The sequence below is a fragment of the uncultured Brachybacterium sp. genome (assembly GCF_947500705.1).
Classification (GTDB): domain Bacteria; phylum Actinomycetota; class Actinomycetes; order Actinomycetales; family Dermabacteraceae; genus Brachybacterium.
Map to the genome: position 1 here is coordinate 190,731 of NZ_CANMSY010000003.1, position 25,276 is coordinate 216,006.

Annotated in this window: 23 protein-coding genes; 9 read left to right on the plus strand and 14 right to left on the minus strand. The window is 71.5% G+C overall.

Annotated features, from left to right (window positions below; all coding sequences use genetic code 11):
* Positions 1–27 precede the first annotated feature (27 nt).
* Entirely contained in the window at positions 28–1,719 is a 1,692-nt protein-coding gene (locus tag Q0937_RS06965) for an ABC transporter substrate-binding protein (protein WP_299301437.1), read from the minus strand.
* 231 nt (positions 1,720–1,950) lie between these two features.
* Between Q0937_RS06965 and Q0937_RS06970 the strand changes: the two genes are divergently transcribed.
* Positions 1,951–3,153 (plus strand): ROK family transcriptional regulator, encoded by a 1,203-nt coding sequence (locus tag Q0937_RS06970; protein ID WP_299301440.1) that lies wholly within the window; start codon positions 1,951–1,953, stop codon positions 3,151–3,153.
* Between the two features lie 87 nt (positions 3,154–3,240).
* Here the strand turns inward: Q0937_RS06970 and Q0937_RS06975 are convergent, their stop codons facing one another.
* Together Q0937_RS06975 and Q0937_RS06980 are read right to left on the minus strand one after the other, a co-directional pair.
* Complete coding sequence (locus Q0937_RS06975; protein ID WP_299301443.1) at positions 3,241–3,858, minus strand: DinB family protein; 618 nt, start codon at positions 3,856–3,858, stop codon at positions 3,241–3,243.
* A 70-nt stretch (positions 3,859–3,928) separates the two neighbouring features.
* Positions 3,929–4,504, minus strand: a complete 576-nt coding sequence (locus tag Q0937_RS06980) for a DUF664 domain-containing protein (protein WP_299301446.1) — start codon at positions 4,502–4,504, stop codon at positions 3,929–3,931.
* A 122-nt stretch (positions 4,505–4,626) separates the two neighbouring features.
* Between Q0937_RS06980 and Q0937_RS06985 the strand changes: the two genes are divergently transcribed.
* Complete coding sequence (locus tag Q0937_RS06985; protein WP_299301449.1) at positions 4,627–5,586, plus strand: YafY family protein; 960 nt, start codon at positions 4,627–4,629, stop codon at positions 5,584–5,586.
* 184 nt (positions 5,587–5,770) lie between these two features.
* Positions 5,771–6,514 carry a hypothetical protein gene (locus tag Q0937_RS06990; RefSeq protein ID WP_299301451.1) on the plus strand — a complete coding sequence of 248 codons (744 nt, stop codon included), beginning with the start codon at positions 5,771–5,773 and terminating at the stop codon, positions 6,512–6,514.
* Positions 6,515–6,624: 110 nt separating this feature from the next.
* Here the strand turns inward: Q0937_RS06990 and Q0937_RS06995 are convergent, their stop codons facing one another.
* The 3 genes from Q0937_RS06995 to Q0937_RS07005 form a co-directional block, all read right to left on the minus strand.
* The gene (locus tag Q0937_RS06995) at positions 6,625–7,455 is read right to left on the minus strand and encodes a sulfite exporter TauE/SafE family protein (RefSeq protein WP_299301454.1); all 831 of its coding nucleotides are present in this window, start codon (positions 7,453–7,455) and stop codon (positions 6,625–6,627) included.
* A 115-nt stretch (positions 7,456–7,570) separates the two neighbouring features.
* Entirely contained in the window at positions 7,571–8,437 is an 867-nt protein-coding gene (locus tag Q0937_RS07000) for a sugar phosphate isomerase/epimerase (RefSeq protein WP_299301457.1), read from the minus strand.
* 149 nt (positions 8,438–8,586) lie between these two features.
* A complete protein-coding gene (locus tag Q0937_RS07005; protein ID WP_299301459.1) occupies positions 8,587–9,882 on the minus strand; it encodes an ROK family protein in 1,296 nt (431 codons plus the stop codon).
* A 196-nt stretch (positions 9,883–10,078) separates the two neighbouring features.
* Between Q0937_RS07005 and Q0937_RS07010 the strand changes: the two genes are divergently transcribed.
* On the plus strand, positions 10,079–11,038 hold the full coding sequence (locus Q0937_RS07010; RefSeq protein WP_299301461.1) for a Gfo/Idh/MocA family protein: 960 nt from the start codon (positions 10,079–10,081) through the stop codon (positions 11,036–11,038).
* 85 nt (positions 11,039–11,123) lie between these two features.
* Entirely contained in the window at positions 11,124–12,137 is a 1,014-nt protein-coding gene (locus Q0937_RS07015) for a Gfo/Idh/MocA family protein (RefSeq protein ID WP_299301464.1), read from the plus strand.
* Between the two features lie 196 nt (positions 12,138–12,333).
* Here Q0937_RS07015 and Q0937_RS07020 read toward each other — a convergent pair whose 3' ends face one another.
* Complete coding sequence (locus Q0937_RS07020) at positions 12,334–13,026, minus strand: DAK2 domain-containing protein (protein ID WP_299301466.1); 693 nt, start codon at positions 13,024–13,026, stop codon at positions 12,334–12,336.
* 11 nt (positions 13,027–13,037) lie between these two features.
* Positions 13,038–14,036 (minus strand): dihydroxyacetone kinase subunit DhaK, encoded by a 999-nt coding sequence (locus tag Q0937_RS07025; protein WP_299301469.1) that lies wholly within the window; start codon positions 14,034–14,036, stop codon positions 13,038–13,040.
* A 56-nt stretch (positions 14,037–14,092) separates the two neighbouring features.
* On the opposite strand from Q0937_RS07025, the gene Q0937_RS07030 reads away from it, so the two are divergent.
* Positions 14,093–14,701 (plus strand): hypothetical protein, encoded by a 609-nt coding sequence (locus tag Q0937_RS07030; protein ID WP_299301472.1) that lies wholly within the window; start codon positions 14,093–14,095, stop codon positions 14,699–14,701.
* A 212-nt stretch (positions 14,702–14,913) separates the two neighbouring features.
* Positions 14,914–15,588 carry a histidine phosphatase family protein gene (locus tag Q0937_RS07035; RefSeq protein WP_299301475.1) on the plus strand — a complete coding sequence of 225 codons (675 nt, stop codon included), beginning with the start codon at positions 14,914–14,916 and terminating at the stop codon, positions 15,586–15,588.
* Positions 15,589–15,874: 286 nt separating this feature from the next.
* On the opposite strand, the gene Q0937_RS07040 is transcribed toward Q0937_RS07035, so the two are convergent.
* Positions 15,875–17,368: an MFS transporter gene (locus Q0937_RS07040; protein ID WP_299301478.1), complete on the minus strand. Its 1,494-nt coding sequence runs from the start codon at positions 17,366–17,368 to the stop codon at positions 15,875–15,877.
* Between the two features lie 69 nt (positions 17,369–17,437).
* Between Q0937_RS07040 and Q0937_RS07045 the strand changes: the two genes are divergently transcribed.
* On the plus strand, positions 17,438–18,367 hold the full coding sequence (locus tag Q0937_RS07045) for a LysR family transcriptional regulator (protein WP_299301481.1): 930 nt from the start codon (positions 17,438–17,440) through the stop codon (positions 18,365–18,367).
* A 112-nt stretch (positions 18,368–18,479) separates the two neighbouring features.
* Here the strand turns inward: Q0937_RS07045 and Q0937_RS07050 are convergent, their stop codons facing one another.
* Positions 18,480–19,931 carry a sulfatase gene (locus Q0937_RS07050; RefSeq protein WP_299301484.1) on the minus strand — a complete coding sequence of 484 codons (1,452 nt, stop codon included), beginning with the start codon at positions 19,929–19,931 and terminating at the stop codon, positions 18,480–18,482.
* 124 nt (positions 19,932–20,055) lie between these two features.
* Complete coding sequence (locus tag Q0937_RS07055; protein ID WP_299302473.1) at positions 20,056–21,075, minus strand: aldo/keto reductase; 1,020 nt, start codon at positions 21,073–21,075, stop codon at positions 20,056–20,058.
* A gap of 258 nt (positions 21,076–21,333) precedes the next feature.
* Here Q0937_RS07055 and Q0937_RS07060 point away from each other — a divergent pair, with 258 nt between their 5' ends.
* Complete coding sequence (locus tag Q0937_RS07060) at positions 21,334–22,773, plus strand: GNAT family N-acetyltransferase (protein ID WP_299301486.1); 1,440 nt, start codon at positions 21,334–21,336, stop codon at positions 22,771–22,773.
* 15 nt (positions 22,774–22,788) lie between these two features.
* Here Q0937_RS07060 and Q0937_RS07065 read toward each other — a convergent pair whose 3' ends face one another.
* From Q0937_RS07065 to cobA, 3 genes are read right to left on the minus strand one after another with little or no spacing between them, the layout of a single operon-like run.
* Positions 22,789–23,508 (minus strand): sirohydrochlorin chelatase, encoded by a 720-nt coding sequence (locus Q0937_RS07065; protein WP_299301489.1) that lies wholly within the window; start codon positions 23,506–23,508, stop codon positions 22,789–22,791.
* The gene (locus tag Q0937_RS07070; RefSeq protein ID WP_299301493.1) at positions 23,505–24,356 is read right to left on the minus strand and encodes a uroporphyrinogen-III synthase; all 852 of its coding nucleotides are present in this window, start codon (positions 24,354–24,356) and stop codon (positions 23,505–23,507) included. The genes Q0937_RS07065 and Q0937_RS07070 overlap by 4 nt, the downstream gene beginning before the upstream one ends.
* Positions 24,353–25,234 carry a uroporphyrinogen-III C-methyltransferase gene (cobA, locus tag Q0937_RS07075; RefSeq protein ID WP_299301496.1) on the minus strand — a complete coding sequence of 294 codons (882 nt, stop codon included), beginning with the start codon at positions 25,232–25,234 and terminating at the stop codon, positions 24,353–24,355. Before cobA ends, Q0937_RS07070 begins: the two co-directional genes overlap by 4 nt.
* Between the last annotated feature and the right edge of the window lie 42 nt (positions 25,235–25,276).

The following is a 25,276-nucleotide window of genomic DNA, read 5'->3' on the forward strand; positions in this document are numbered from 1 at the left end:
CGGAGCGGGGCGGCGCGGGCCGGTGGGTCAGCTGGCGGGGACGATGGCCTTGAGGACCATGGAGTTGTCCGGCGCCGCCCAGGCCATCGGGTAGGCGTAGAGGTCCTCCTGGGTGGGCCAGCCGGAGACCTTCGCGGAGCTGTACTGCGTGAGGCTCGAGCCGATCATCACCGGGATCGCCGGCATCACCTCGACCAGCCGCTGCTGGATCAGGAAGTAGTGCTCCTTCTTGACCTCGGGATCGTCGGTCGCCGCGGCGGCATCGAGCGCGGCGTCGACGTCGGGATCCGAGAAGCGTGTGACGTTGTGGTAGGGGTTCCCGTTCTCGCCCACGGGCACCGTGTTGTCGGTGGAGAAGTGGTTGCGGTAGGGGTAGTAGGGATCCGGTGCGGGGCCCTGGCCGACGGAGTCGATGACCAGCTGATAGGTCCCGCGCGCCTTGGCGTCGTTCCACTCGTTGACCGAGACCTGCTGCGGGATCAGCTCGATGCCGATCTCCTTGTACTGCGCGGCGAGGGTGTCCAGCGCCGTGACGTAGTCGGACCAGCCGGTGGGGCACGAGACCGTCATCGAGACCCGGACGTCGCCCTTGGCGTAGACCCCGTCGGAGCCGAGCGCATAACCCGCGTCCTCGAGGATCTTCTTGGCCTCGTCGGGCTGGGCGTTCCAGGGGGCGTTCTCGATCGAGGGGTCGATGAAGTCCCCGTCGCGCTCGGGCAGGCCGTAGGAGGGCGAGATGTCTGTGCCGAGGTCGAAGAAGGCCAGCTTGGAGAGCTGCTCGCGGTCCATGCCGTAGTAGAGGGCCTTGCGCACGGCGACGTCGGTCTGCGGTCCCTCGCAGCCCAGCTCCGGATTGGAGGCGGCCATGAGCGCCATCTGGGAGATGCCGGTGTTGGTGAAGGAGAGCTCGGGATTGGCGGCCACATGCTCCTCGAGGTTCGGGATCGCGGAGGACATGTAGTCGATCTCCCCCGCCAACCACATGTCGGTGCCGGACTGGTTGCCGGAGATGGCGATGGCGCGGATCCCGCCGATGGCGGGCTTGCCCTCGTCCCAGTGCTTGTCGTTGGCCAGCAGCAGGTAGGACTCGGGGGTGAAGTCGTCCAGGGCGAAGGGGCCGGTGCCCACCGGCTCCGTGTTCGCGTAGGTGGCCAGGTCATCGACGTCCGCGAAGAGGTGCTCGGGGATGATCCAGGTGCGGGCCAGGGCGTTGGGGCCCTCGGTGTAGGACGGCTCGGCGTAGGTGATCTCGACCGTGGTGTCGTCGATCGCCTCGGCCGACGGGGCGGTGCCTGCGGCATTGAGCGCCTCGGTGTCGCGGACCTTGGTGAAGGTGAAGGCGACGTCCTTCGCGGTGAAGGGTGTGTCGTCGGCCCAGACCACACCGGAGCGGGTCTTCACGGTCAGGACGGTGCCGTCCTCGTTCCAGGAGTAGCTCTCGCCCAGCAGCGGGGCGGGTTCCTGGTCGATGGGCTCGAGGGGGTTGAAGTAGAACAGCGTCTCGTAGATCAGGCCCTGGATCAGGGAGATCACCGATGGCGAGTGGGGGTTGAAGTTCTCGGCCAGGCCCGTGTTGGCGGTGGTGGTGATGATCGGCCGCTCCTCGGTCCCACCTCCCCCGCCGTTCTCGAGGTTGGAGCTCGTGCTGCACGCCGCGAGCGCGACGGGGGCCGCGCCGAGCGCGGTGAGCTTGTACAGGTCTCGACGACTGAGGTGCATCGTTGCTCTCCTTGTCACGCGTCAGCGCGTGCCGGGTCGATCACTCTGGGAAACTTCCTTCATTACGTTAATGAAGTATGGGTATTGTGGAGACCTCGGTCACGATCCGTCAAGAGGCGAGGCGGCCTGGAGCAGGCAACGGAATGATCACGATGCGGAGCGACCCGGCGTCTCAGCCCGGGTGCCAGACTGGCCGGGACCAGCACAGGACCAGCGGGAGAGGAGAGGGCGATGAGCGTGATCGGCGAGCGCAGCGCCTCCACCACGGACGCCGCGATTCTCGAGCTGGTGCGCCGCCGCGCGGAGACCAGCCGGGTGGAGATCTCCCGGGAGCTCGGCGTGACCCCGGCGACCGTCACCTATGCCGTCAAGCGCCTACTCGCGGCGGAACTGCTGGTAGAGAGCGGCTTCGCAGCGTCCAACGGCGGCAAGCGCGCCTCCCTGCTGCGGCTGAACGACCAGGCGCGCTGGGCGATCGGCTGCACCATCGACGCGGACCGCCTGTCTCTGGCAGGGGTTGATCTCGCCGGCGGTCTGCGCGCCCGGATCGCAGTGCCGCTGGAGAGCTCCTCCGATCCGACAGAGGTAGGCGCTGCGCTGCGTCGGGCGCTGTCGATGATCCGGCCGGAGGCCGAGGCGCACTCCGCCACCGGGATCGGCTTTGCGATCCCCTACGGACTCGACGGGGGCGGCCCGGCCCTGCTGCGCACCATCTCGGAGGGCCTGGACATCCCCTCCATCAGCGCGAACGCTCCGGCGTGCGCCGCGCTCGGCAGCTTCTGGAGCGGCGAGCAGCCCGAGAGCGGGCTGTGCGCGACGGTGCACATGGATGCGGGGCTGGGCTTGTCGATCCTCCTGGACGGCCGGCCGCTGCAGCCCGGGTCGGCCAGCTCCGCCACCCTGGATCACGTGGGCATCGATCCCGAGGGGCCGGCCTGCAAGTGCGGCGGCCGCGGCTGCCTGCACCAGTACGCCTCGGCCCGCGCCATCATCGAGAATGCCGTGCGCACCGGCAGCCTGGCGAAGGACCTGGGACTGCGGCTGACCCCCGCCTCCCTGAGCAGCGACGTAGTGCTGATAGCCCTGGCGGCCGCCCACGGGGAGCCCCGGGCGCGCAAGGTGTTCGTCGCGGCGGTCTCTGCCCTGGCTCAGGCGGTCTGGTCGGCCACCAGCGCCCTGGGGATCCCTGCGGTGGTGCTCTCCGGGCCGGGGATGCAGGTCGCCCCGGTGCTGGTCGAAGGGGTGATGGAGGAACTGCTCACCGCCCGGGCCCGCAATCTCGGGGCAGAGATGTCGGTGGCGGTCTCCCAAGTCCAGCCCCATCCCTGCGCGGTCGGTGCGGCGGTGCTGGCGCTGCAGACGTTCATGGCCCCGGGGCGGGCCTCCCACAGCGGGCCGGCCCGCGAGCTGCCCCATGTCGAGCCGGCCGCCTGAGCGGACAGCTCCTTCGCGCTGAGCTTCTGCATGCTCAGCTCCTGCGTGCTCAGCTTCTTCGCGACCAGTCCCCGCGTGCTCGCCCACTCACCCCCGATGCGCCCACAGGTCTCGCAGCAGCGCGATCTCGGCGAGGTGGTGGATGAGCTCGCGGTTGATGTGGGCGACGAGGGTCGCGCGGGAGTGCTCGGCCCACGGCCCCTCCGCCTCGCCCACGGCGACCTGGAGCTCCTCTGCGTCCCAGCTCCGCACGCCGGTGATCCAGCGCTCGTACTCGGCATCGAACTGCGCGAGCGCCTCCGTCGCGGTCGCGGCGTAGTCCCAGCTCATGTAGTCAGCGGGCGGGCCGCCGAGGTGGTCGTGGCTGCGCATCGCGAGCACGCCCACGATGATGTGGCCCAGCCGCCAGGAGATCGTGGTCAGCGGCGAGGGGTCGGGTTCGGGGAACTCGAAGTCGATGGTCATCGCTCCGGAGCCGCCCTGGAGCGAGGTCGGCGGGGTCTCGCCGTCGGCCGTTCGGGGATGCACGGTCCAGGCCCGGCCGACGCCTCCGGGGTCGAAGAAGTACTCCTCGTCGGTGAGGCCCTCGAGCCGGGGCCGCAGGTGTTCGCGGACGTGGGGCTCGATCTGGTCGAGCAGCACGGTGGGCAGGTCACCGTCGATGCCACGGGCCTGCGGGTTCTGGGTGGTTTCGTCGCTGGTCATCGGATCCTCCATGGGGTGTCGAGATGTGGTGAGGCAGTGGGCCGACGGGCGGGGTGAGGTCGTACTGCGCTCACCAGTTGGCAGGCGGCCAGGACTGTCCGGCGGCGAGGGCGTTCAGCTCGTAGGCACCCTTGCCGTCGATGCTCTCGCGCAGGAGGTCCGCGTGACCCGCGTGGCGGGCGTTCTCCTCGATCATATGCAGGGCGTACCACCGCAGACTCCACGTCGCGCGCCCCTCGAACCAGGGCTGATCGGGAACGGGACCCCGGGTCTCCAGATCGACGCCGCGGATCGCGGCGGCGAGCTGTGCGCCGACCTGCTGGAGCTGCTCGATCAGCGAGTCGGGCGTGTCCCCCTCCCGCAGGGCGTCCGGGGCGAGTCCGCCTTCGGCCATGAGCTGCTGCGGCGTGCCGGTGGGCGCCGGCGGAGCGTCGGGGGCGGCCACCATGGCCTGTGCCGCTCCGGTGGATATCAGCAGGACGTGCCGGGCCAGCGCTCCGAGGCTCATCCCGGAGGCGCTCGGGACCAGCGCGAGCTGCTCGCGCTCCAGCCCGTGGAGGGCCGTGGCGACCTGGTCGATCTGCTGCTGGGCGAAGGTGGCGAGACTGTCGCGCTCGTCGGTGGTCTCGGCGGTGAGGAAAGGCATCGTGCTCTCTGTTCTCTTCGGCAGCGGGCCGTGGGCCCGCGTGGGGACGGTCGATCGGGCAGGACCCACCGTTCTCGCCCTTGCGGACAGCATCTGTCCTCGAAGTCGGGCAGAGTGTGTGCATGAGCAACGTGACCACCAGAGCACTGCGACTGCTGGCCCTGCTGCAGTCGCGCACCGTCTGGACCGGGCCCGAGCTGGCGGGCGAGCTCGAGGTGACGGTGCGGACGGTGCGGCGGGATGTGGACCGCCTGCGCGAGATGGGCTATCCGGTGCTGACCTCCGCCGGGCACGGGGGCGGCTACCAGCTGGGTGCCGGGCGGGAGCTGCCGCCGCTGCTGCTCGGTGCGCATGAGGCGGTCGCGGTGGCCGTCGGCCTGCGGTTGACCGCCTCCTCCGGGATCGAGGGCTTGGATGCCGAGGCCCTGCGGGCGCTGGCTGCGCTGGATCGGATCCTGCCGCCGGAGGTGAGGGCGGAGGTCTCCGCCGTGTCGAACGCCCTGGGGGTGGTCTCCCGGCCGATGCCCGTCGCCCGGGCGGAGGTGCTGCTGGCCCTGGCCACCGCGGTGCGCGACCGGCGACGGATCCGTGTGGACTACGAGAAGCTGGGTGGCGAGCGCGGTGAGCGTCGCCTCGAGCCCCACCGGGTCCTCTCCGTCGAGGGGCGCTGGTACCTGTTCGCCTGGGACCTGGACCGTGAGGACTGGCGCACCTTCCGGCTGGACCGCATGCACGCGGTGCACCCCTCGACCTTCACGATCACCGAGCGCCCCACCCCGGACATCGAAGCCACGGTGCGCGAATCGATCACGGTCGGCGGATACCGCGCGGCGGCCACGGTGCGGATACTCGCCCCGTTCGAAGAGGTCGCCCCGCAGGTCCCCGCCCGGTCCGGGACGGTCACGGCCGACGGCCCGGGCGCCTGCATCCTCCGCGCCGGCGCCGATGAGCTGCACTGGGTGGCGATGCATCTGGCGTGGATCGGTGCCCCGGTCGAGGTGATCGATCCGCCCGAGCTGCTCGACGTGATCGAAGGGATGCGGGACTGGGCGGGGTCGGCGCGGATGGCGCCGGGGCAGTAGGGCGCAGGCAGCAACCGATCTGCGCCGGTTCCATTCCCTGTCGGAGCACGCGGCCTATCCTGGCTCGCAGAGCCCAGGGGAGGGCGGATCGGGCCGTCGTCCCCACCCGGAACGGACACCGATACCCCTGGCCGCTCACCACCGACCGCTCGCCCTGCTCAGCGCCCTGCTGCTGGCCGTCTCGGTGGCCGCCTGCAGCGATGGTGACGCTCCCGCGCCGCAGCCATCGGAGTTCGAACCCCCGCCCGCCGGTCAGAACGCGCCCCCGAAGCGGGTTCCCTCCGCCGAGGGCGGCGGCGCAGACCCCTCTGACGGTGGGGGCACCGGTGCTCACGTCGAGAGCGGAGACCGGGACGAGAGCGACGAGCCGCCCACCGCCACCACGATCACCGGCGTCTGGCCGGATCAGAGCTGGCAGATCGAGGAGCTCGAGGGTGATGCCTGCGCGGACCGGGCTCCGCAGATCTCCCGCTGGGTGCTGGGCAAGAACTATTTCAGCTGCGGCGCGACGGAGGATCTGCTGATCGCCTGCAAGCAGGTGCAGGGCGACGAGGCGCTGTGCGTGCGCGATCCGCTCGAGAAGACGGCCGTGCGCATCCGCTCCCCCGCCATCGATGGGTTCACAGCGCCGGCCCCCGAGGACCCGTTGCCGCTGATGGTGGTCCTGGCCGAGGGCAGCATCTGCACCCCGGTGCCGCGCGACAGCATCGAGCACCATGCCGGGCGCCAGAGCTGGCTGTACTGCGGGGAGAACTCCGCGCTGCTGCTCGATATCACGACCGCGAACTCCTATTTCGATCCCAGCGGCGAGGTGTGGACGGCCGACCTCGGGGTGGGCGGTGCCGCGCCGACGGTGGTCGAGGTCCGGGAGATCATCTACGCCGGCACCCCCGAGGACGTCGAGGCGCAGGGCTTCCGCGCAGGCTGAGCCCCCGGGGGAGATCCCGTCGGCGCAGCAGCGGGCCCGACATCTGCGCAGCAGTAGGCCCGACGTCAGCGCAGCAGCGGGCCCGACGTCAGTACAGCAGCAGATCCGCGTCAGAACAGCAGCAGGCCCAGCGCGGCGGCGACGGTGAGCACCAGGATCAGGTTCTCGAACACCTTCTGCGGGATCCGACGGGCCACCTTCGATCCGGCAAATGCACCGATCAGCACCACCGGGATCAGCATCGCGTCCATCACCAGGGTGTCGCGGGTGATCAGGCCCAGCCCTGCCGAGAACGGCACCTTGAAGAGGTTCACGATCGCGAAGTACCAGGCGGAGGTGCCCAGGAAGGTCAGCACCGGCATCCGCATCGCGTAGAAGTACAGCGACATCACGGGCCCGGCGGCATTGGCGACCATGGTGGTGAAGCCGCCCAGCAGGCCGTAGCCCATGCCCTGCACGGTCGCGGCAGCACCCGATCTCGAGCCGCCCACCTCCACCCGGGTGGCGGGCAGGCCCGTCCCGGTCCGGGCGCTCGCGCCGTCGGCGCCTCCCGCGCCGCGGGCTGCCGCAGCCTCCCGTCGCTGGGCGAGCTGGCGCCGGGTCACGGTGACGATCACCAGGGTCAGCAGGATGATGCCGATGGTCAGGCGCACTGCATCCCCGTCGACGCGCGCGAAGTAGAACGCGCCGATCACCACCCCGATCATGGCGCTGGGCAGCAGGCGCACCAGGGTGCGCACGTCCGGCTCGCGCCGGTAGACCCACAGCGCGGTCATATCGCCCACGATCAGCAGGAGCAGCAGCGCGGCGGTGGATTCCTTGGCGGGCATGGCGAAGGCGAAGATGCCTACGGCGATGGTGCCGGCCCCGGGCAGCGCCGTCTTGGAGAAGCCGACGATCAGCGCCCCGAGGGCCACCAGCGACCAGGCGACAGGGCTCATGTCGGGAATCAGTGCAGCGAGGTCAGGCATGGTGAGTGAACTTATCAGCGTGCCGCGCGGGCAGGTGGGGCGGTCCGCGCCGGTCTCACGGCCGGTCTCGCACTGGAGTGACGGCTCAGCGTTCCCCGTCGGTATCGGCGCCGTGCGCGAGCGCACGATCCAGCAGTCCGGAGATCTCGGTGAGCACCTCGTCGACGGGCCGCTCGGCGAGGGAGCTCATGAACGGTTCGATCTTGACGGGGCCGGTGTACCCGGCACGCGTGATCGCGCGGAGAAAGCTGTCGAGGTCGATGACGCCGGTGTCGAAGGGCAGGCGGCGGTCGAGGTCCTGCTGCTCGTCACGCACGCGGTCGGCGCGGGCGTCGTTGAGGTCCACGGAGATGATGTCGGAGTCGGCGAGGCCCTCCAGCTCCGTGGCGCCTTCCCCGGCGGTGTACCAGTGGTAGGAATCCAGGATGAGCCCGACATTGCCGGCGCCGGTCTCGGCGATCAGCTCACGCAGCTCGCGCAGGGAGTGGATGAAGGGGAAGCGCTCGGCGGACCAGAGGGTCTTGGGGCCGATGTACTCCAGGCCCAACTGGATCCCCGCGTCGTCGAGCAGTGCGGCCACGAGCGAGAGGCGGCCCAGGTGCAGTCGCCAGTTCTGGCGGTGGTCGAGCTCCTGGTGCATCGGGCGGATCCAGGTGCCCATGCGGGTGACACCGGCAGCGGTGAGCAGCTCGAGATCGGCCGGCAGGTCCACCAGCGCCTGGCGGAAGTCAGCGGCCGGAGCATCCAGCGGCACGGTCAGGCCCGCCAGCCCCCACTGCAGGCCCTGCTCGCGGACCACGGCGGCATGCTCGGCGGTGCCGGAGGGTCCGAGGGTGCGGAAGTGGGTGAGGTCAGGATCGATGCCACCGAAGCCGTGGGCAGCTGCGAGGTCGACGGCGCGCGGGTGGGCGAGGTCGAGGCCGAGAGCGCCGGGCGAAAGGGTCGAGAACATGGGTCTCCTTCGTCAAGGGGTGACAGGGCTGGACGGTTGGCGGTACTGCTCAGAAAGAGCAGGGCTGGTCGGGTGGGGCGGGGCTGGTCGGGTGGCTGGGCTGGGGCCGGAACCGCCGAGTGCGACGATCGGGCGCCGAGGTCGGCCGCCTACCCTCGACCGGGAGACAGCTCCTCCTCGAGGAACAGGCAGGCCGCACCGATCGCGCCGGCGGCGTTGCCGAGCTCTGAGAAGTGCAGCGTGCACCCGGACCTGTCGAGCCAGTCCGGCGTGCCCGCACGGATCCGAGGTGCGGCCAGCGGCAGCAGCGCCGACAGCACCGGGCCGCCCACGATGATCCGCTGCGGATCGTGGATGCGGGAGAGGATGTCCAGCGCCGCGATCACCGCGGCGAGGTGCCGTTCCACCGCTGCGAGCGCGCTGCTCTCACCGCGCTGCGCGGCGGCGGCGATCGCGTCCACCGAAGCGGGGACGTCCTCCGCGCAGATATCCATGCCCGCTGCGATGGCACGCTCGATCATCCGGCGCGCGCCGGCGAACAGGTTCAGGCAGCCGTGGCGGCCGCAGGAGCAGATCTCGTCGGCCACCCCGGTGGGCAGGTGGCCGATCTCCCCGGCCTGGGTGCTGCCACCGCGGTGGACGCGTCCGTTCGCGCTCACTGCGGAGCCGACGCCGTGGCTGAGGTAGAGATAGAGGATGGTCTCCTCGGTCGGGAGGTGCCCAGCCCAGATCTCGCCGGTCAGCGCCGCGTTGGTGTCCTTGTCCAGGAGGACGGGCAGGCCGGTGGCGGCCTCGAGCTGTGCGACCACCGGGACGCCGTGCCAGCTGGGCAGCCAGGGCGGATCCAGGATCACGCCGGAGGCAGAGTCCAGCGGGGCGGGGGCGGCGACCCCGATCCCCAGCACCACTCGCCGGGGTGGATCCTGCAGCGCGGCCCGCCCGTCGGCTCCGTCGGCGCCCGTGCCTGTGCCGGCGCCCGGGGCCGGGGCCGGAGCCGGAGCCGGAGCCGAGGCCGGGGCGTCGTGAATTTTGACCGCACCGTGGCGGGTGCAGAGGCGCTCGATCTCGGCGGCGATGCGGGCGATGTCCGCGGCGGAATCCTCGGAGGGGGCCGCGAGGATGGTCGTGTCCACGGCGTTCCCCTGCAGGTCGCAGATGACGATGGTGAGGTACGCGGGGTCCACGTGGAGGCCGATGGTCCAGCGGGAATCGGCCACTGCCTGCAGGGTCGTGGAGGGCTTGCCGGGCCCGGAGATGCGCTGCCCGGCCGTCTCGATGAGTCCCTCCTGCAGGAGCCGACGGGCGATCAGCGAGACCGTCTGCCGCGACAGACCGCTGCCGCGCACCACCTGGGACTGGGACATCCCGCCAGGTGCCGAACGGATCATCTGCAGCACGAGCTTCTCGTTGTAGGAGCCGATATCCGCCATCGATGTTCCGCGCATGCCGCCCTTCCCCTCCGTGCTTCCAGTCCCCTCCGTGGGTCCAGCCGATGTCGACTCCGTGGGTGCCGACCCATTGATTATGTCCACCGGTGTGAGTAACCTACCTCACCAGCACCACGAGGTCCCCGCCCCTGATACGCACTGCGCGCAGCGGGCAGCGGGCGTGCCGCATCCCGACCGACGAATCGTGAGGACAATGTCTGCACCCCTACGTATCGCCGCCCTCTCGGCCTGGCACGTCCATGCCGAGGAGTACGCCCGGGAGGCGCAGCAGCATCCCGGCACCGAGCTGATAGCCGTCTGGGACGAGGACGCCGAGCGCGGCCGGGCCCTGGCCGAGACGCTCGGGGTCGAGTTCACCCCGGACCTCGAGACGCTGCTGGCCCGGGAGGATCTCGACGGCGTCACCGTCACCACCGCCACCAGTGCGCACCGCGACGTCATCGGCCGGGCGCTCGCGGCGGGCAAGCACGTGTTCACCGAGAAGCTGCTGGCCCCCACCGTCGCCGAGGGCGAGGAGCTGATCGCCGCGGCCCGTGAGGCGGGTCTGCGGCTGACCGTCTCCCTGCCCCGCCTGGCCCACGGCTACGCGCTCGCGCTGCGCCGCGTGCTCGAGGAGGGGCGGCTCGGGCGCCTGACCTACTCGCGGGTGCGGCTGGCTCATGACGGGTCCACCGGCGACTGGCTGCCGGCGCGCTTCTACGATCCGGCCACCGCGATCGGCGGGGCGTTCAGCGACCTCGCCGCGCATCCCGTCTACCTCACCCAGATGATCCTGGGCAGCGAAGTGCAGGTGCGCTCGGCGACCTTCACCGACATGACCGGCCGCGGCGTGGAGGACAACGCCGTGGTCACCGTGACCGGCCCCGACGGCGCGATCGGAGTGATCGAGACCGGATTCGTCACCCCCACGAGCCCCTTCTCGATCGAGGTGCAGGGCACCGAGGGCTCGTTCCAGCACGGGCTCGGGAAGGGCGGCGGCACCAGCGTCGACACCGGCCAGGGCCCCGTCCCGATCGACGTCCCCGGCGATGCCGAGAACCCCTTCGCGCAGTGGGCCCGGGCGATCCGCTCGGGCCAGGACACGGCCGAGAACCTCGGCCGGGCCCAGGCTCTCACCGCCCTCGTGGTCGCCGCGAACGCCGCGGCCGCCTGAGGCGCCCCATCACGACCCCGAAGACCGACAGGACGAGCACGTCCAGCACGACCCCCACGACCCCCACGACTTCTCAGGAGCTCCCATGACCACGACCGTCCCCTCCCCCCTCCGCATCGGCATCCTGGGCGGCGGCGGCATCGCCACCGCCCACCTGAACGCCTACGCGACCGTCGCCGACCGCGCACAGGTCACGGCCATCGCCGACGTCGACCCCGAGGCGCTGGCCCGCCGCGAGGTCGAGACCGGCGCGAAGGGCTACACCGACTTCCTGGAGCTGGTGAAGGACGAGAACGTCGATGCGATCGACATCTGCCTCCCCCACCACCTGCACACCCCGGCGATCCTCGCGGCCGCCGCAGCGGGCAAGCACATCCTGTGCGAGAAGCCGCTGTGCCTCACCCCGGAGGAGGCGAAGCAGGTCAGCGACGCGGTGCAGAAGGCGGGCGTGACGCTGATGTGCGCGCACAACCAGCTGTTCATGCCGGCCGTGGCGAAGGCCACGGAGCTGATCGACGCCGGCACGCTGGGCGAGGTGTACGAGGTGCGCACCACCGACTCGTTCTTCAACGACTTCGATCCCGACTCGATGGGCTGGCGCGCGAACGCCGCGACCTCCGGCGGCGGCGAGCTGATCGACACCGGCTATCACCCCACCTACCTGATGCTGCACCTGGCCGGCGCGGTGCCGACCAGCGCCTTCGCCATGCTCTCCACCCACCGCCTGAAGTTCATGGAGGGTGAGGACTCGGCCCAGGTGCTGGTGCGCTTCGAGAACGGCGCGGTGGGCCAGATGGTGACCTCCTGGGCGTACCAGGCGGCGCCGGGCACGGACCGCTTCTCGGTGGTGGGCGAGAAGGGCTCGCTCAGCTCCGACGGCTCGACCCTGCGGGTGCAGGTGCGCGGCGAGGAGGAGCAGGTCTTCGAGCACGAGGAGGTGGAGACCTTCTCCGCCGAGATCGCGCACTTCGTGGACTGCCTGCTCACCGGGGAGCGTCCGCTCAACACCGAGGTCGAGGGCGTCAGCGTGCTCGGCGTGATCCTCGCGGCCTACGAGTCCTCCCGCACCGGGACGATGGCTGACGTGATCCGCCTCTGAGGCCGAGCGGCTGCCCGGCTGCCGAGAGTCTCTCCCCCACCCGCTCCCTCCCGCTGAGTCGCGCGGACTCACCGATTGCGCGCTCAGGACCGATGATCTGCCCACCATCGGTCCTGAGCACGCAATCGGCGACGCAAGGCCGACAACGTCACCCGCTGGTCACGGGAGCGGCTCATCTTCCGGGCAGAGACTTCGGTCAGGCGATCCAGCCGATGTTGGCGACGCCGGAACCGTCGGCTCCGGCGCGGGCGGAGCTGATCACCAGCGCCATGGCCGCGGACCCGGGGTCGATGACGCCCTGGGAGGCATCGCCGACGTAGCTGGCACGGCCGCGGCGCGCGATGGTCTGCGCCGTGGCGGTGGCCCCGGCGACCGCGGCATCCTCCGCTGCGAACAGAGCCTCGACGGCGGTCGTCTCCGCATCGGCCTCGAGCGCAGCGCGAAGGGCGGTGACGGCTGGGTCGAGTGAGTCGATCATCGTCTTGTCGCCCACCTTCGCCTCGCCGTAGCGCTGCACGGTGGCCTGGCCGGCGGCGAGCGCGTCGGTGAACTGGGCGATGGTGGGCGCGGCGGTGCCCGCCTCCTCCCCTGCCTTGGCGAGGTCGCGGAAGAACATGCCGAAGAGGGGCCCGCTGGTGCCGCCCACGCCGAGCCACGCCATGTACAGCGCGGTCAGCCACTCGCGGTACCTGCTGGGTTCGTCGGCCTCGAGGTTCCGATCGAGGTGCTTCATCGCCGTGCGGACGTTCGTGCCGAAGTCACCGTCGCCCGCGCGGCGGTCGAGGTCGCCGAGCTCGTCCGCGGAGCCCACGAGGGCCTCACGCAGGGTGAGGACGAAGGCGCGGCCGAAGCCGGCGGGAAGGGTCCTGCTGGGGGTCTGATCGTTCATGAGGCAATTCCTTACCAGGTCAGGGCGGGGGTACGGACGGGCGCGTCCCACAGCCGGCTCTGCTCGTCGTCCAGCGGCATGAGGGTGATCGAGATGCCGTGCATGTCCAGGCTGGTCACATAGGAGCCGACCAGGGAGCGTTCGATCGCGACGCCCGCGTCGGCCAGGTGGTGGTGCAGGGAGCGGGCCACCAGGTTCAGCTCGAGCGGGTAGGTGCCGCCGAGCCCGTTGACGATCGCGAGCACCTGGTCGCCGCGGTGCAGCTCGAGCTCCTCGCGCAGCGGCTCCAGCAGCAGCTCGGTGAGTCCGTCGGCGTCGCGGAAGGGGACGCGGCCGCGGCCGCGCTCACCGTGGATGCCCACGCCGAGCTCGACCTCGTCATCTCCCAGGGCGAACTGGGGCTCCGCATCCCCGGGGTGGGTCCCCGCGGAGAGCGCGAGGCTCATCGTGCGGGCGCGGGAGGCGGCGCGACGACCGATCGCGGCGACCTCGGCGAGGCTCGCCCCGGCCTCGGCGGCGGCCCCGCACAGCTTCTCGACGATCACGGTGGCGGCGGTGCCCCGGCGGCCGGGGCCGTCCGCATCCCCGGTGTCGGTGGCGAGGTCGTCGTCGACCAGGACGATCTCGGTCTCGATCGCGTCATCGCCGCTGATCTCCCCGGCGATGCGGAAGTTCAGGACGTCGCCGGTGTAGTTCTTGACGATCTGGACCACGCCGCGGCCTGCGTCGGCCGCCTTGGTGGCTGCGAGGACCTGCAACGCGGTGGGGCTAGCGAACACGGCACCGGCGACCGCCACGTCGAGCATCCCGGTGCCCACGAAGCCCGCATGCAGCGGCTCGTGGCCGGAGCCGCCGCCGGAGACCAGGCCCACCTTGTCAGTGGCGCGGTGACGGCGGGTGACGACGCGGTGCTCCGCCTCGAGCGCGAGCAGCAGGGGGTGGCTGAGCACGAGACCTTCGAGGGCCTCGGGGACCAGATCCTCGGGATCGTTGACGATGCTGCGGCGCATGGTGCGCTCCTTCCACAAAGCAGGTGCCGGCGACAGCTCGACACTATCCTGGCGTGATGCACACCACCGCAACTCGTCGCAGCTCGCGGCTGCTCGTGATGCTCGCCGGCCTGCTGATGCTGGTCCTGGTGGGCGCACCCTCGGCGTATGCCTGCGACTGCATGGAGCTGACCTTCGAGGAAGCCGCTGCGAATGCCGATCTGATCGCGGACATCACGATCGAGAGCGAGATCGAGGACGTCGAGGGCGAGGTCACCTACTTCGCGGTGGTCGACACGGTGTGGAAGGGCGAGGAGTCCCGCACCATCGAGTTCACCACCCATGAGTGGATCGCCTCCTGCGGACTGGGCAGGATCGAGGCGGGCACGAGCCTGCTGGTCTGGGCTTCCGGGGAGGACGGCTCGTACAGCAGCACCTGGTGCGCTCTGCCGGCGGATGGCGGCCCCGATGACCCGGAGCGGCTCACCGAGCTGCTGGGCGATCCCGCGGACCTCACCGATCAGCCCATCCCCCAGCCCGGTGAGCCGGGCGGGCCCCCGGAGCAGTCCAGGCCGGCGTGGGTGATCATCTCGGTGGCAGCTGTCGCGCTGGGGATCTGGGGGCTGCTGGTGCCGACGGTCGCGATCGTGCTCGTCTCTCGGCACGAAAGGCGCCGGCGCCGCTGAGCGCACGTGGTGCGCTCGGTGCCGACGGGCCGCCCGACAGACCGACCGATCGACGGGCCGACGGGCCGACGGGCCGACGGGCCGACGGGCCGACGAGCCGACGGGCCGATCATCGGCACCCGAGTGGGATCGCTCCCATGGCTGTGACCTGCGCACCAGTTGTTCACCTGGCGTCTATGGAACCGGCCAGGTGATCGCGTACGGTGAAAACCATGCGACTTCTCCTGATCCGCCATGGCCAGACCCCCAGCAACGTCGAGGGGATCCTCGATGCGGACTATCCCGGGCCCGGGCTGACCGCCCTCGGCGCCACCCAGGCCGAGGCCGTCCCCAGTGCCCTGGCGCACGAGAGCATCTCCGGGCTGCACGTCTCCCGATTGCTGCGCACCCACGAGACTGCGGCACCGATGGCGGCAGCGCTGGGCATGAGCCCGCGGCTCACTCAGGGCCTCGAGGAAATCAGCGCCGGTGACTTCGAGATGCGGCGCGATGAGGACGCGGTCGAGGCGTACCAGGACAACCAGGCCCGATGGAGCGGCGGTGACCTCACCGGCGGCCTGCCGGGCGGGGAGACCGGCGAGCAGTTCTGGGCCCGCTACACCGGGGCGCTGCGCCATATCGCCGGGCTCTACGCCGAGGACGCGACCGTCGCGGTGGTCAGCCACGGCGCGGCGATCCGCGTCTTCGCCTCGGTGGTCGGCGAGCTCGGCGCCGCGACCCGCCACGACCGGCCGCTGTTCAACACCGGCATGGTCACCCTCACCGGCCATCCCGATCAGGGATGGACGCTCGAGGACTGGGTCAGCGAACCGATCGGCGGCGGCCACCTGTTGGGCTCGATTGAGCACGACATCACCGCGGATCAGGACGCGGAAGCGGCCGTCTGAGCAGCCGTCGCAGAAGGGGGATCCAGCGCAGGAGGGGGATCTGATGGGACTGGAGAAGGTCAGCCTCATGTTCGTGAGCGTCCCCGTGCTCATCGGGATCGTGGTGCTGCTGCTCCAGTTCAGCGCGCTGCGCGGCTGACCCGAGACCACCCGGTCCGAGCACGACGCGATCATCGAGGCGCTGCAGGCGCGAGCCAGAGGCGGCCCGGACCGCGGTGCGCTCGCACATCCTGCATTCCGGTGAGCTGCTGGCCGCGCATCTGCGCGCCGCGCTCGAGGCCCAGCCTCAGGAAGAGGCGGACTGACGCGATTCGAGCTGACGTGAGTCGGCTCGGCGCGAATCGGGCAGTTGCGAATCAGGCGCGCGCGCCGCAGGCTGGCCTTCCACCGCCGCGCCCGGGACGTCCATGGAGGCGCGAAGGAACGCGGGGCGCGGCACCGTGGTCGTCGCCGCGCTGATCCCCGCGAACGCGATGATCAGCAGCATCACGCCGATCAGCACCGCCCAGCCGGAGAAGTCGTAGGCCAGCGCGACGAATCCGCCGACCACGCCGCTGCCGAGATAGAAGCACAGCGTGTACAGCGCGCTGGCCTGGCTGCGTGACGCGGGCGAGCTGGTCGCTCCCACGGTCGTGACCGCGGCGGAGTGCGCCATGAAGAACCCGGCGGTGAAGATCACGACCCCGGTGACGACCGCGACCAGGTTCGGGATAAGGGTGAGGCCGAGGCCCACGGCGGTCAGGGCGAGCGCCACCAGGTCGGTGCGCACGAAGCCGAAGCGGGGCAGCCAGGTGCCGGCCAGGCGGGAGCTGAACGTCCCGGCGAAGTAGGCCAGGAACACGAACGCGGTCCAGGTGGGCGAGAGGTGGAACGGCTCGGCGGCGAGCCGGAACCCGATCAGGCTGTAGAAGCTCACCATCACCCCGGTGAGCAGGAGCCCCTGCAGGTCCAGTCGGCGCAGATGCGGTTGGGCGAGCGCAGCCTTGATCCGCGACCACTGGCTGGTGCGTGCAGCACGGCTGCCGGTGCGCGCGGTGGACCCGCCCGACGGTGCGCTCGAGCTGGCAGCGGGAACGAGGGCCGAGCCGGCCGCGGGCACCGGGGCGAGCACCGCGAACAGGATCGCGCACAGCAGGCTGATCCCGCTGATCGCCATCAGCGCACTCTCCCAGCCCAGCCATTCCCCGAGCGGTCCGGCCAGCAGCCGGCCGCCGGCCCCGCCGATGGTGGTGCCGGAGATGTAGGTGGCCAGTGCCACGGCGGCACGACGGCCGCTGAGCAGATCGTAGACATAGGGCACTGCGAGCACCGGGACGCCACCCAGGAAGACACCGGCCAGGAACCGACCTACCAGCATCAGCTCGAGCGTCGGCGCGAGAGTGGAGACGAGCATCAGCAGCACGCCCACGATCGTGGCGATGCGCAGCGCCTGCAGCCGTCCGATGCGTCCGGCCGCCCAGGCCCAGGGGAAGACGCCGATCGCGACACCGATCGTGCCGGCGGAGACGATCCAGGCAGTGTCAGCGGCGCTGATGCCGAAGTCGGCGGCGAGGCTGGGGAGCAGGCCCTGGACGGCGTAGAGCTCGGCGAAGCTGGCGAAGCCCGCGAGCAGCAGGACCAGGGCGAGCCGGCGCGTGGAGACCCCGGGCTGCGCCGAGCCGTGCGATGACTCCGCCGCGGCGGGGATGGAATGGGCGGAGCGGGAGCTGGCGGAGCGCGAGGCAGCGACCGGCGCATCGGAAGCGCTGGCCGCAGCGCTCGGCGCGGGCGAAGACGGCATACTGGCATGTTATGCAATCCCGTAGTGCATGACTAATGCAGATTCATCACACTCGCATACACTGCAGGCATGAATCAGTCCGATACTCGTCGCCTCCTGCCGGACCTCCCCGTCCTGGTCGAGCTCGCCCGCACCGGAACGATCTCCGAGGCCGCGCAGAAGCTGGGGATGCAGCAACCCTCTGCGAGCCGCGCCGTGGCCCGACTGGCGGAGCACGCCGGGGTGCGCCTGACCGCGCGGCAGGGACGGTCCGTCGTGCTCACCGATGCCGGGCGCCATCTCGCCGAGGCGGGCACCGAGGCCCTCGCCCTGCTCGAGAACGGCCTGATCGCGGCGCGCCGCCAAGCCGGCACCGAGAACGCCCTGATCTCGATCAGCTACCAGGCCGCGCTCGGCGAGAGCTACCTCCCGCGCGCGATCGCGCATTTCCGCACCTTCCGGCGCACCACCCGGTTCCAGCTCAGCCACGGCTCCCGGCGCGAGACCCTCGAGGCGGTGCGGGACGGCTCCGCTGACCTCGCCCTGCTCGCGGAGCCGGAGAACATCCCCGGCGGGAAGATGTCGGTGCTCTTCGACGAGCCGTTGGTCGCCCTGGCGTCGACCCAGCACCCGATCGCGAGGCTCCAGCGCCCGCTCACCCCCGAGGACCTCCGCGCCCACGAGCTGGTGATCCTCGGCGCCGGCTACGGGCTGCACGATTCGATCGTCCGCCTGCTCGCGGACGTCGGCGGACTGCCCGAGACCGCTTTCGAGGTCGACGACTACCGGGTCGCCCAGGGGCTCGCTGCCGCAGGGGTGGGCGTGACCGTCCTGCCGCCGAGCGCCGTCACCCACGCGACGGACGTCGTCGAACTGTCGATCGACCATCCCGAGGCGCACCGGACCATCGGCGTGGTCACCGGGCCCGACCCCTCGCCGGTCGTCGAGGACTTCGTGGACGTCCTCCACATCGCGACCCGAGGTCACCGCCGGGTGCCGGCGCCCGCCGCCGCGGAGTGAGCGCTCGGCGCGCGCCACCACTCCGGCGAGCGCAGCGGATGCTCAGCGAGCACGGCGGACGGTCGGCGAGCGCAGCGATGCTCGGCGAGCCGGTGCCGGATGCCGTGCGGGGTCAGACCGTCGGCCACTCCAGGCGCGGGGTGTCCGGGCCTTCGTAGGGGGCGTCGCCGTACTCGGCCTGGAGTTGGGCGGTGAGGGTCTGCATCTGTTCGAGGATTTGCGTATACGCAATGTCGTGAACGACGTTGGTCATCTCCTGCGGATCGGCGACCAGGTCGTACAGCTCGTCCTCGACCGGCATGATGCGGTCCGAGGAGCCCGGTGTGCCGAGCCCGTCGTTGTAGTAGCGGATGTACTTGTGGGTGGGGGTGCGCACACCGTAGTGGGCGGGGGCGTGGTGCTCGGGATCGTCGTGCTCCCAGTAGCGGTAGTAGACGGCCTGGCGCCAGTCCTCGACGCTCTCCCCGCGCAGCTGGGCCAGGAAGCTCCTGCCCTGCTGGTCCGGGAGGTCCGCGACGGAGCGGCCGGCGGCGTCAAGCAGGGTCGCGGCGAAGTCCACGTTGGAGATGGTGTCGGTGACGCGTGATCCCGCCGGGACCTGAGCGGGCCAGCGCACCAGCATCGGCATGGTCAGCGATTCGTCGAGCATCAGGCGCTTGTCGAACCAGCCGTGGTCACCGAGGAAGAAGCCCTGATCGGAGGTGTAGATGAACAGGGTGTTCTCGTCCAGGCCGTTCACCTCGAGCCAGCTGAGGATCTCCCCCACCGAGTCATCGACCGCCTGCACGCAGCGCAGGTAGTCGCGCATGTAGCGCTGGTACTTCCACGATGATCGGGCGCGTCTCGCGTCCTCGGTGTCCCCCTCGAGCTCGGGCGGCAGCTCGTCCTTGTAATCGGTGGGCCGGAGGTCGTCGAGCTGCATGGCCACCTCGCGCACCACCTGGGCGCGGGTGGCGTGGTCATCCTCCATCGTGTCCGGCTCGGGGATGGTGCCCACCTGGTAGAGGTCGCCGTAGCGGGGGTGCGGGATCCAGGGCCGGTGCGGGGCCTTGTGGTGGACCAGCAGGCAGAAGGGCTTCTCCGGGTCGCGGCGCTCGAGGAATTCGAGGCTCTGCTGGGTGACGATGTCGGTCGCGTAGCCCTCGATCGTCTCCTCGCCGTCGGGTCCGCTCATCACCGGGTCCACATAGGCGCCCTGGTCGGGATAGATCCGCCAGTCGTCGAAGCCGCGGGGTCGGGAGATCTCGGAGTGTCCCAGGTGCCATTTGCCGAACAGCGCCGTCTGATAGCCGCAGTCCTGCAGCACCTCGGGGAAGGTGCGCACCCGGTAGTCGAACTCGGAGTAGATCGAGGGGGCGCGGTTGATGTGGCTGTAGGTGCCGGTGAGGATCGAGGCGCGCGAGGGGGTGCAGATGGCGTTGGTGCAGTACACCGCATCCATCCGCGCGCCCTCCGCGGCGAGGCGGTCCATGTGCGGGGTGGTGTTCACGCGGCTGCCGTAGGCCGAGATCGAATGCGCCGCGTGGTCGTCGGACATGATGAACACGATGTTGGGGCGGGTCATGCGGTGCTCCTGGGAGAGACGGTCATCATCGAGGGGTCTGCGCGGCCGGCGAGGCTGCGTGGCCGATGACGGTTGCGCGGCCGGCGGGGGCTGCACGGCCGGCGAGGGCCGCGCAGCCGGTGGATCACCAGCGCGGGTGGATGGACTCTCGCAGCAGCTCGTCGTAGGTCTCGCGCACGGCGGCGTCGAAGCGGCCGAGCACCTCGGCCTGCTCGGTGGTGGGGGCGGAGCCGGCGGCGGCGTTGCTCCGGGCCTGCTCTCCGCTGCTGGCGCCGGGGATCGCGGCGGTGACGCCCTGCTGGGCGAGGATCCAGCGCAGGCTGGCCTCCGCGAGCGGCATCGCCCCGTCGAGCGCCTGCTCGAGGCGGGCCACGGCGGTCAGGCCCGTCTCGAAGTCCACGCCGGAGAAGGTCTCGCCCTGGTCGAAGGCCTCGCCGTGGCGGTTGAAGCTGCGGTGGTCGTTGGCGGCGAACTGGCTGCTGGGCGAGAACTTGCCGGTGAGCAGCCCGGAGGCGAGGGGTACGCGGGCGATGATCGCCACGCCCTTCGCGTCGGCCGTGGGCACCACCTCGCCCAGGGGCTTGAGGCGGAAGGGGTTCAGGATGATCTGGATCGAGGCGAGGTGCTCGCGCTCCAGGCTGAGCATCGCCTCCTCGCAGGTCTCGACGCTCACGCCCCAGGCGGCGATCTTCTTCTCCTCGGCGAGCGCATCGAGCACGTCGAACACGCGGTCCTCGCGGTAGATCGCGGGCGGCGGGCAGTGCAGCTGCACCAGGTCCAGGGTGTCCATGCCGAGGTTCCGGCGGGAACGCTCGACCCACGCGCGCAGGTTCTCCTCGGTGAAGGATTCCGGGGCGAAGGGGTCGGCGCGGCGGGAGGCCTTGGTGGCGATGAACGGGAGATCGGAGGCCGCTCCCCCGTCGGCGCCCAGGCGTGCGCGCATCGCGCCGAGCAGCTGCTCGCTGCGGCCGTCACCGTAGACGTCGGCCGTGTCGAAGAAGGTGATGCCGGCATCGACGGCCGCGTCGAGCACGGCATGAGCCGCATCGGAGGAGACGTCGCCCCAGTCGGCTCCGATCTGCCAGCAGCCCTGACCGATCACGGACAGCGGGCGGGCCAGGCGGGTGGGAGTGCGGTACTGCATGGGCATCGGTGACCTCGCTGTTCGTGGGTTCGCCGGTTCAGCCCGGCGTACGGAGCAAGTCTGGCAGATCCGCTGATCGCAGGCGCGACGGCCCACTCGCCTGCTCACTCGCCCCCTTTTGCTCGACCGCCCCCTCGCCCGCCTGCTCCTCGGCGTCCTCGAGCGTGATCTCCCCGCGGCGGATCGAGACCAGCCAGGGCAGTGCGTCGGCGCAAAACTCGTGGCTAGGGTGCCCCGGTCGTCACTACTCTGGCGTGCATGACGACTTCGGCCCCTGCGCCCAGCTCTGCCCCGACGCTCGAGGATGCCCTCGCGACTCTCGATGCCCTCCCCGTTCCGCGCGGCCTTCCCGCCTGGACACCTGCGGCGGAGGTGCCGCTCGACCAGGTCTCCGAGGGCGCGCTGCGCTCTGGCGGGCTCGAGTACTGCACGATCGACGGGCACGATGAGAGCGCCTTCGAGAGCTTCGTCGCCGCGGTCAGCCGTGGCTTCCTGGAGGAGCGCACGGAGCACTCGGTGGGCTGGCGCAGCACACTGCTGCAGGTCGAGGGGCGTCTGGTCGGGGTCTTCGATCCTTCTGCTCCGCACGCCGAGACGCCGGTGGGGACCATCGCGACGTGGGGCACCGGCCTGGTGCTCGATCCCGGCTGCGTGGTGCCGATGTGGGCGATCAGCGATGTCACGGTCTCCTCCACCCATCGCCGGCGCGGCATCGCCCGCGCCATGCTCGAGGGTGAGCTGCGCACCGCAGCGGGCGCCGGTTACTCGATCGCGGGGCTGACCGTGTCCGAGGCGACGATCTACGGCCGGTACGGCTTCGGCCCGGCCGTCGGTGCCCGTGCGTTCACGATCGAGAACCGTCGCGCGGGCTGGTCGGGGCCGCGCCCGGTCGACGAGGGGCGCGGGCGTATCGATCCGATCGAGCGTGAAGATGCCATGCGGGCACTCGCGAGCATCCACGCCGAGACGGTTGTGGGCCGGCCCGGGGAGATCTCCGGCTGGGCCGGCCTGTGGCGGGACGCCGCCGGCCTGCACCCGCAGAAGGAGAACAAGGCCTCTCGCGCCGTGCAGTACACGGACAGCGAGGGCAGCGTGCGCGGCATCATCGTCTACAGCGTCAAGGAAGCCGACGGCACAGCGACCCTGCGCATCGAAAGGCTGATAGCCGCGACGACCGACGCGTACGCCGCCCTGTGGCGCTTCGCCCTCACGCACGACCTGATCACGACGGTCACCGGCGGGCTGCGCTCGTCGGACGAGCCGGTGCGCTGGATGCTCGAGGACCAGCGCGCCCTGAAGTCCACCGAGCATGACCACCACTGGTTGCGGGTGCTCGACGTCGCCGCCTGCCTGGAGGGTCGCCGCTACCGCATCCCGGGCTCCGTGGTGCTCGAGGTGATCGATCCGCTGGGCATCACCGGCGGGCGCTACCGTCTCACGGTCGACGGGGAGGGCGCCGGCGCTGTCGAGACGCTGGTTCCCGGCAGGGTGGGCGCCAGCGGGGCGGCGGACGGATCCGCGGTCGACGCCGCCACCGCCCGTGTGGGCGTCTCGGAGCTCAGCTCCCTGCTGCTCGGCGGAGCACGCTGGGGCACGCTCGCCGCGGCAGGTCGCATCGAGGCCGACGCCGCAGCGACGGCGTGGCTCGACGTGGCGTTCGCTCCGTCGGCCCCGCTGCAGCTGAGCGTCGGGTACTGACCGACTGCCGAATCCTCAGACCGTCACTCGCTGCGAAGCACCCAGGAGGGCGAGTGCGTCCCGGTACCGCTGGGCGGCCACCCGGACCACGCCCGGGTGGGCGCCGAGCGGCGCGCTGACGAGATCCGCCCCGGCAGCGCGGACCAGGCCCGCGAAATGGCCCGGGGCCAGCACATAGCTCGCGGCGATCACGCGGCGCGCTCCCGACTCCCGTGCGGCGGTGACGGCCTCCGGGATCGTGGGGGCGCAGCCCGCGCCGTAGCCGATGCTCACCGGGCAGGGCAGGCGGGCGGCGAGGAGGTCGCGCATCTGCTCCACGGCACGAGCCGCAGCGGGGTCGGAGGAGCCGGCTGCGGCGAGCACCACGTGGTCGCCGGGCCGGTGCCCGGCGTCGCCGCCGCTGAGGGCGGCGAGCCGGTCCCTCAACGCTGGCACGAGGGCTTCGTGGGGTCCGAGCGGGAGGGCGGCGACTGCTGCGGGGTGGGGGACGACGGCGGCGGCGATATCCACGCCGGTGTGGAAGCCGGTCGAGAGCAGCAGCGGCACCACCACCGTGGGGCCCCGGGCGGCGGCCCGCTGAACCACGCCTGCGATCTCGGGCTGCTCGACGTCCACGTACGCCTCGCGCACGGTCGCCTCGGGCAGGGCCGCGGCGAGAGCCTCGCGGATCCGGGCGATCACGGCGCGGCCGGCTGGGGAGCGGGTGCCGTGGGAGCAGGCGACGAGGGTGGTCATGACAGGTCCTTCTGGGCGGTCGGGTCGAAGTGCTGGACGACGGCGCGCACCAGCGCGCCCATCCGGCTGCGGGCGGGCAGCAGTGCGGACATCCCGCGCGCTTCCAGGGGCGCGGCGGTGAGGGGGCCGACGGCCGCCATGACCAGCTCACCGGCGCGGGTGCGGGCGGCGATTTCGGGCAGGGCGCCGGCCTGTTCGGCGGCGACCAGCCAGTTCTCGGTGCCGGGTGCGGCGGTGAACAGGACCGCGTCCACTGCTCCGGCGGCGGCGTCGAGAACGGAGCGGTGCACAGCGGCCGGGTCGCGCGGTGGTCCCCAGCGGTAGACGGTCAGGGCCACCACCTCGGCGCCGGCGCCCTGGAGCGCCTCGTCGAGGCCGTCGGCCCCGGAGCCGTGGTGCTGCACGGCGGCGCGGATCCCGGTGAGGTCCTGGCCGGCGAGGTGAGCGATCACCTCGGCGGAGGTGCCCTCCTGTGCGACCCAGTCCACGGTGAGTCCCACCTGCTGGGCGGCGCCGCGGGCCTTGGGGCCGCGGGCGAGGACCCGAGTGCCGGCGAGCGCGGCGCGCAGCGAGGGGGCGAGGCCGGCGGCGTCGGCGGCCTCGAACCAGCCGCGCACCCCCACCCCGGTGGTGGCGATCAGCAGGCTCGGCGGGAGGGCGATGAGCTCGGCGGTGCGGGCCAGCAGCTGCGGGTCATCCACGTGCGGGATCATGCTCATCGCGGGGGCGTGCTGGATCTCGGCGCCGTGGCGGATCAGTGCGGCGGCGAGCTCCTCGGCCCGGCGGTCCAGGGCGAGCACGAGCCGTCTGCCCGCGAGCGCGCTGGAGAGCTGGGTCGGGGTGCTCACGCCGCGTGCTCCGGCGTCTGCCCGCCGAGCGCGGCCATCTCGGCGAGGTCCGGCGCCGCTGACCGGTTCGGCTCCGCGAGGGCGAGCGCGGCCGACGCTTCCGGCTGCAGCAGCCCGGCCCGGGCCACCTCGCCGATCACGATCACCGCGGGGCTGCGCACGCCGACGGCTCCGGCCGTATGGACGGCGCGGGCGAGGGTGGTGCGGGTGGTGCGCTGTCGCGGGGTGTGGCCGTTCTCTATGATCGCGGTCGGCCGCTGCCCTGGCACTCCATGGGCGAGGGCGGCGGCGACCAGGGCGGGAAGCGCCGCGACTCCCATCAGCACCACGGTGGTCACTCCGTCGTCGGCGAGCGCGGCGAGGGTCGCGGCCGACGGTCCGTGCGGCCCGCTCAGGTCGTGCCCGCTGACCACGTGCACGGTGGAGGAGAGTCCGCGATGGGTGACCGGCACCCCGGCGGCCTGGGGCACGGCGAGGGCGCTGCTGATCCCGGGGACCACCTCGACCTCGATCCCGGCAGCGCGGCAGGCGAGCACCTCCTCGCCGCCGCGGCCCAGCACGAACGGGTCCCCGCCCTTCAGCCGCACGACCGCCTTCCCGGCGCGGGCGTGCGCGATGAGCAAGGCGTTGATCTGCTCCTGCGGGACGGGATGGTGGCCGGGGCGCTTGCCGACGTCGATCACGAGCGCGCTGGGACGCAGCTCCGCGCGGACCTCTGCGGCGGGGCCGAGCCGGTCGACGATCACCACGTCGGCCACGCGCAGCAGCCGCAGGGCGCGCACCGTGAGCAGGTCCAGCGGGCCCGGCCCGCCGCCCACCAGTGCGACGTGGCCGGGGGCGGCCATCCGGGCGGGTGCCGGTGCCGGGGCGGGTGTCATTGCTGGCGCTGGTGCTGGCACTGGTGCTGGTGCTGGCGCCTT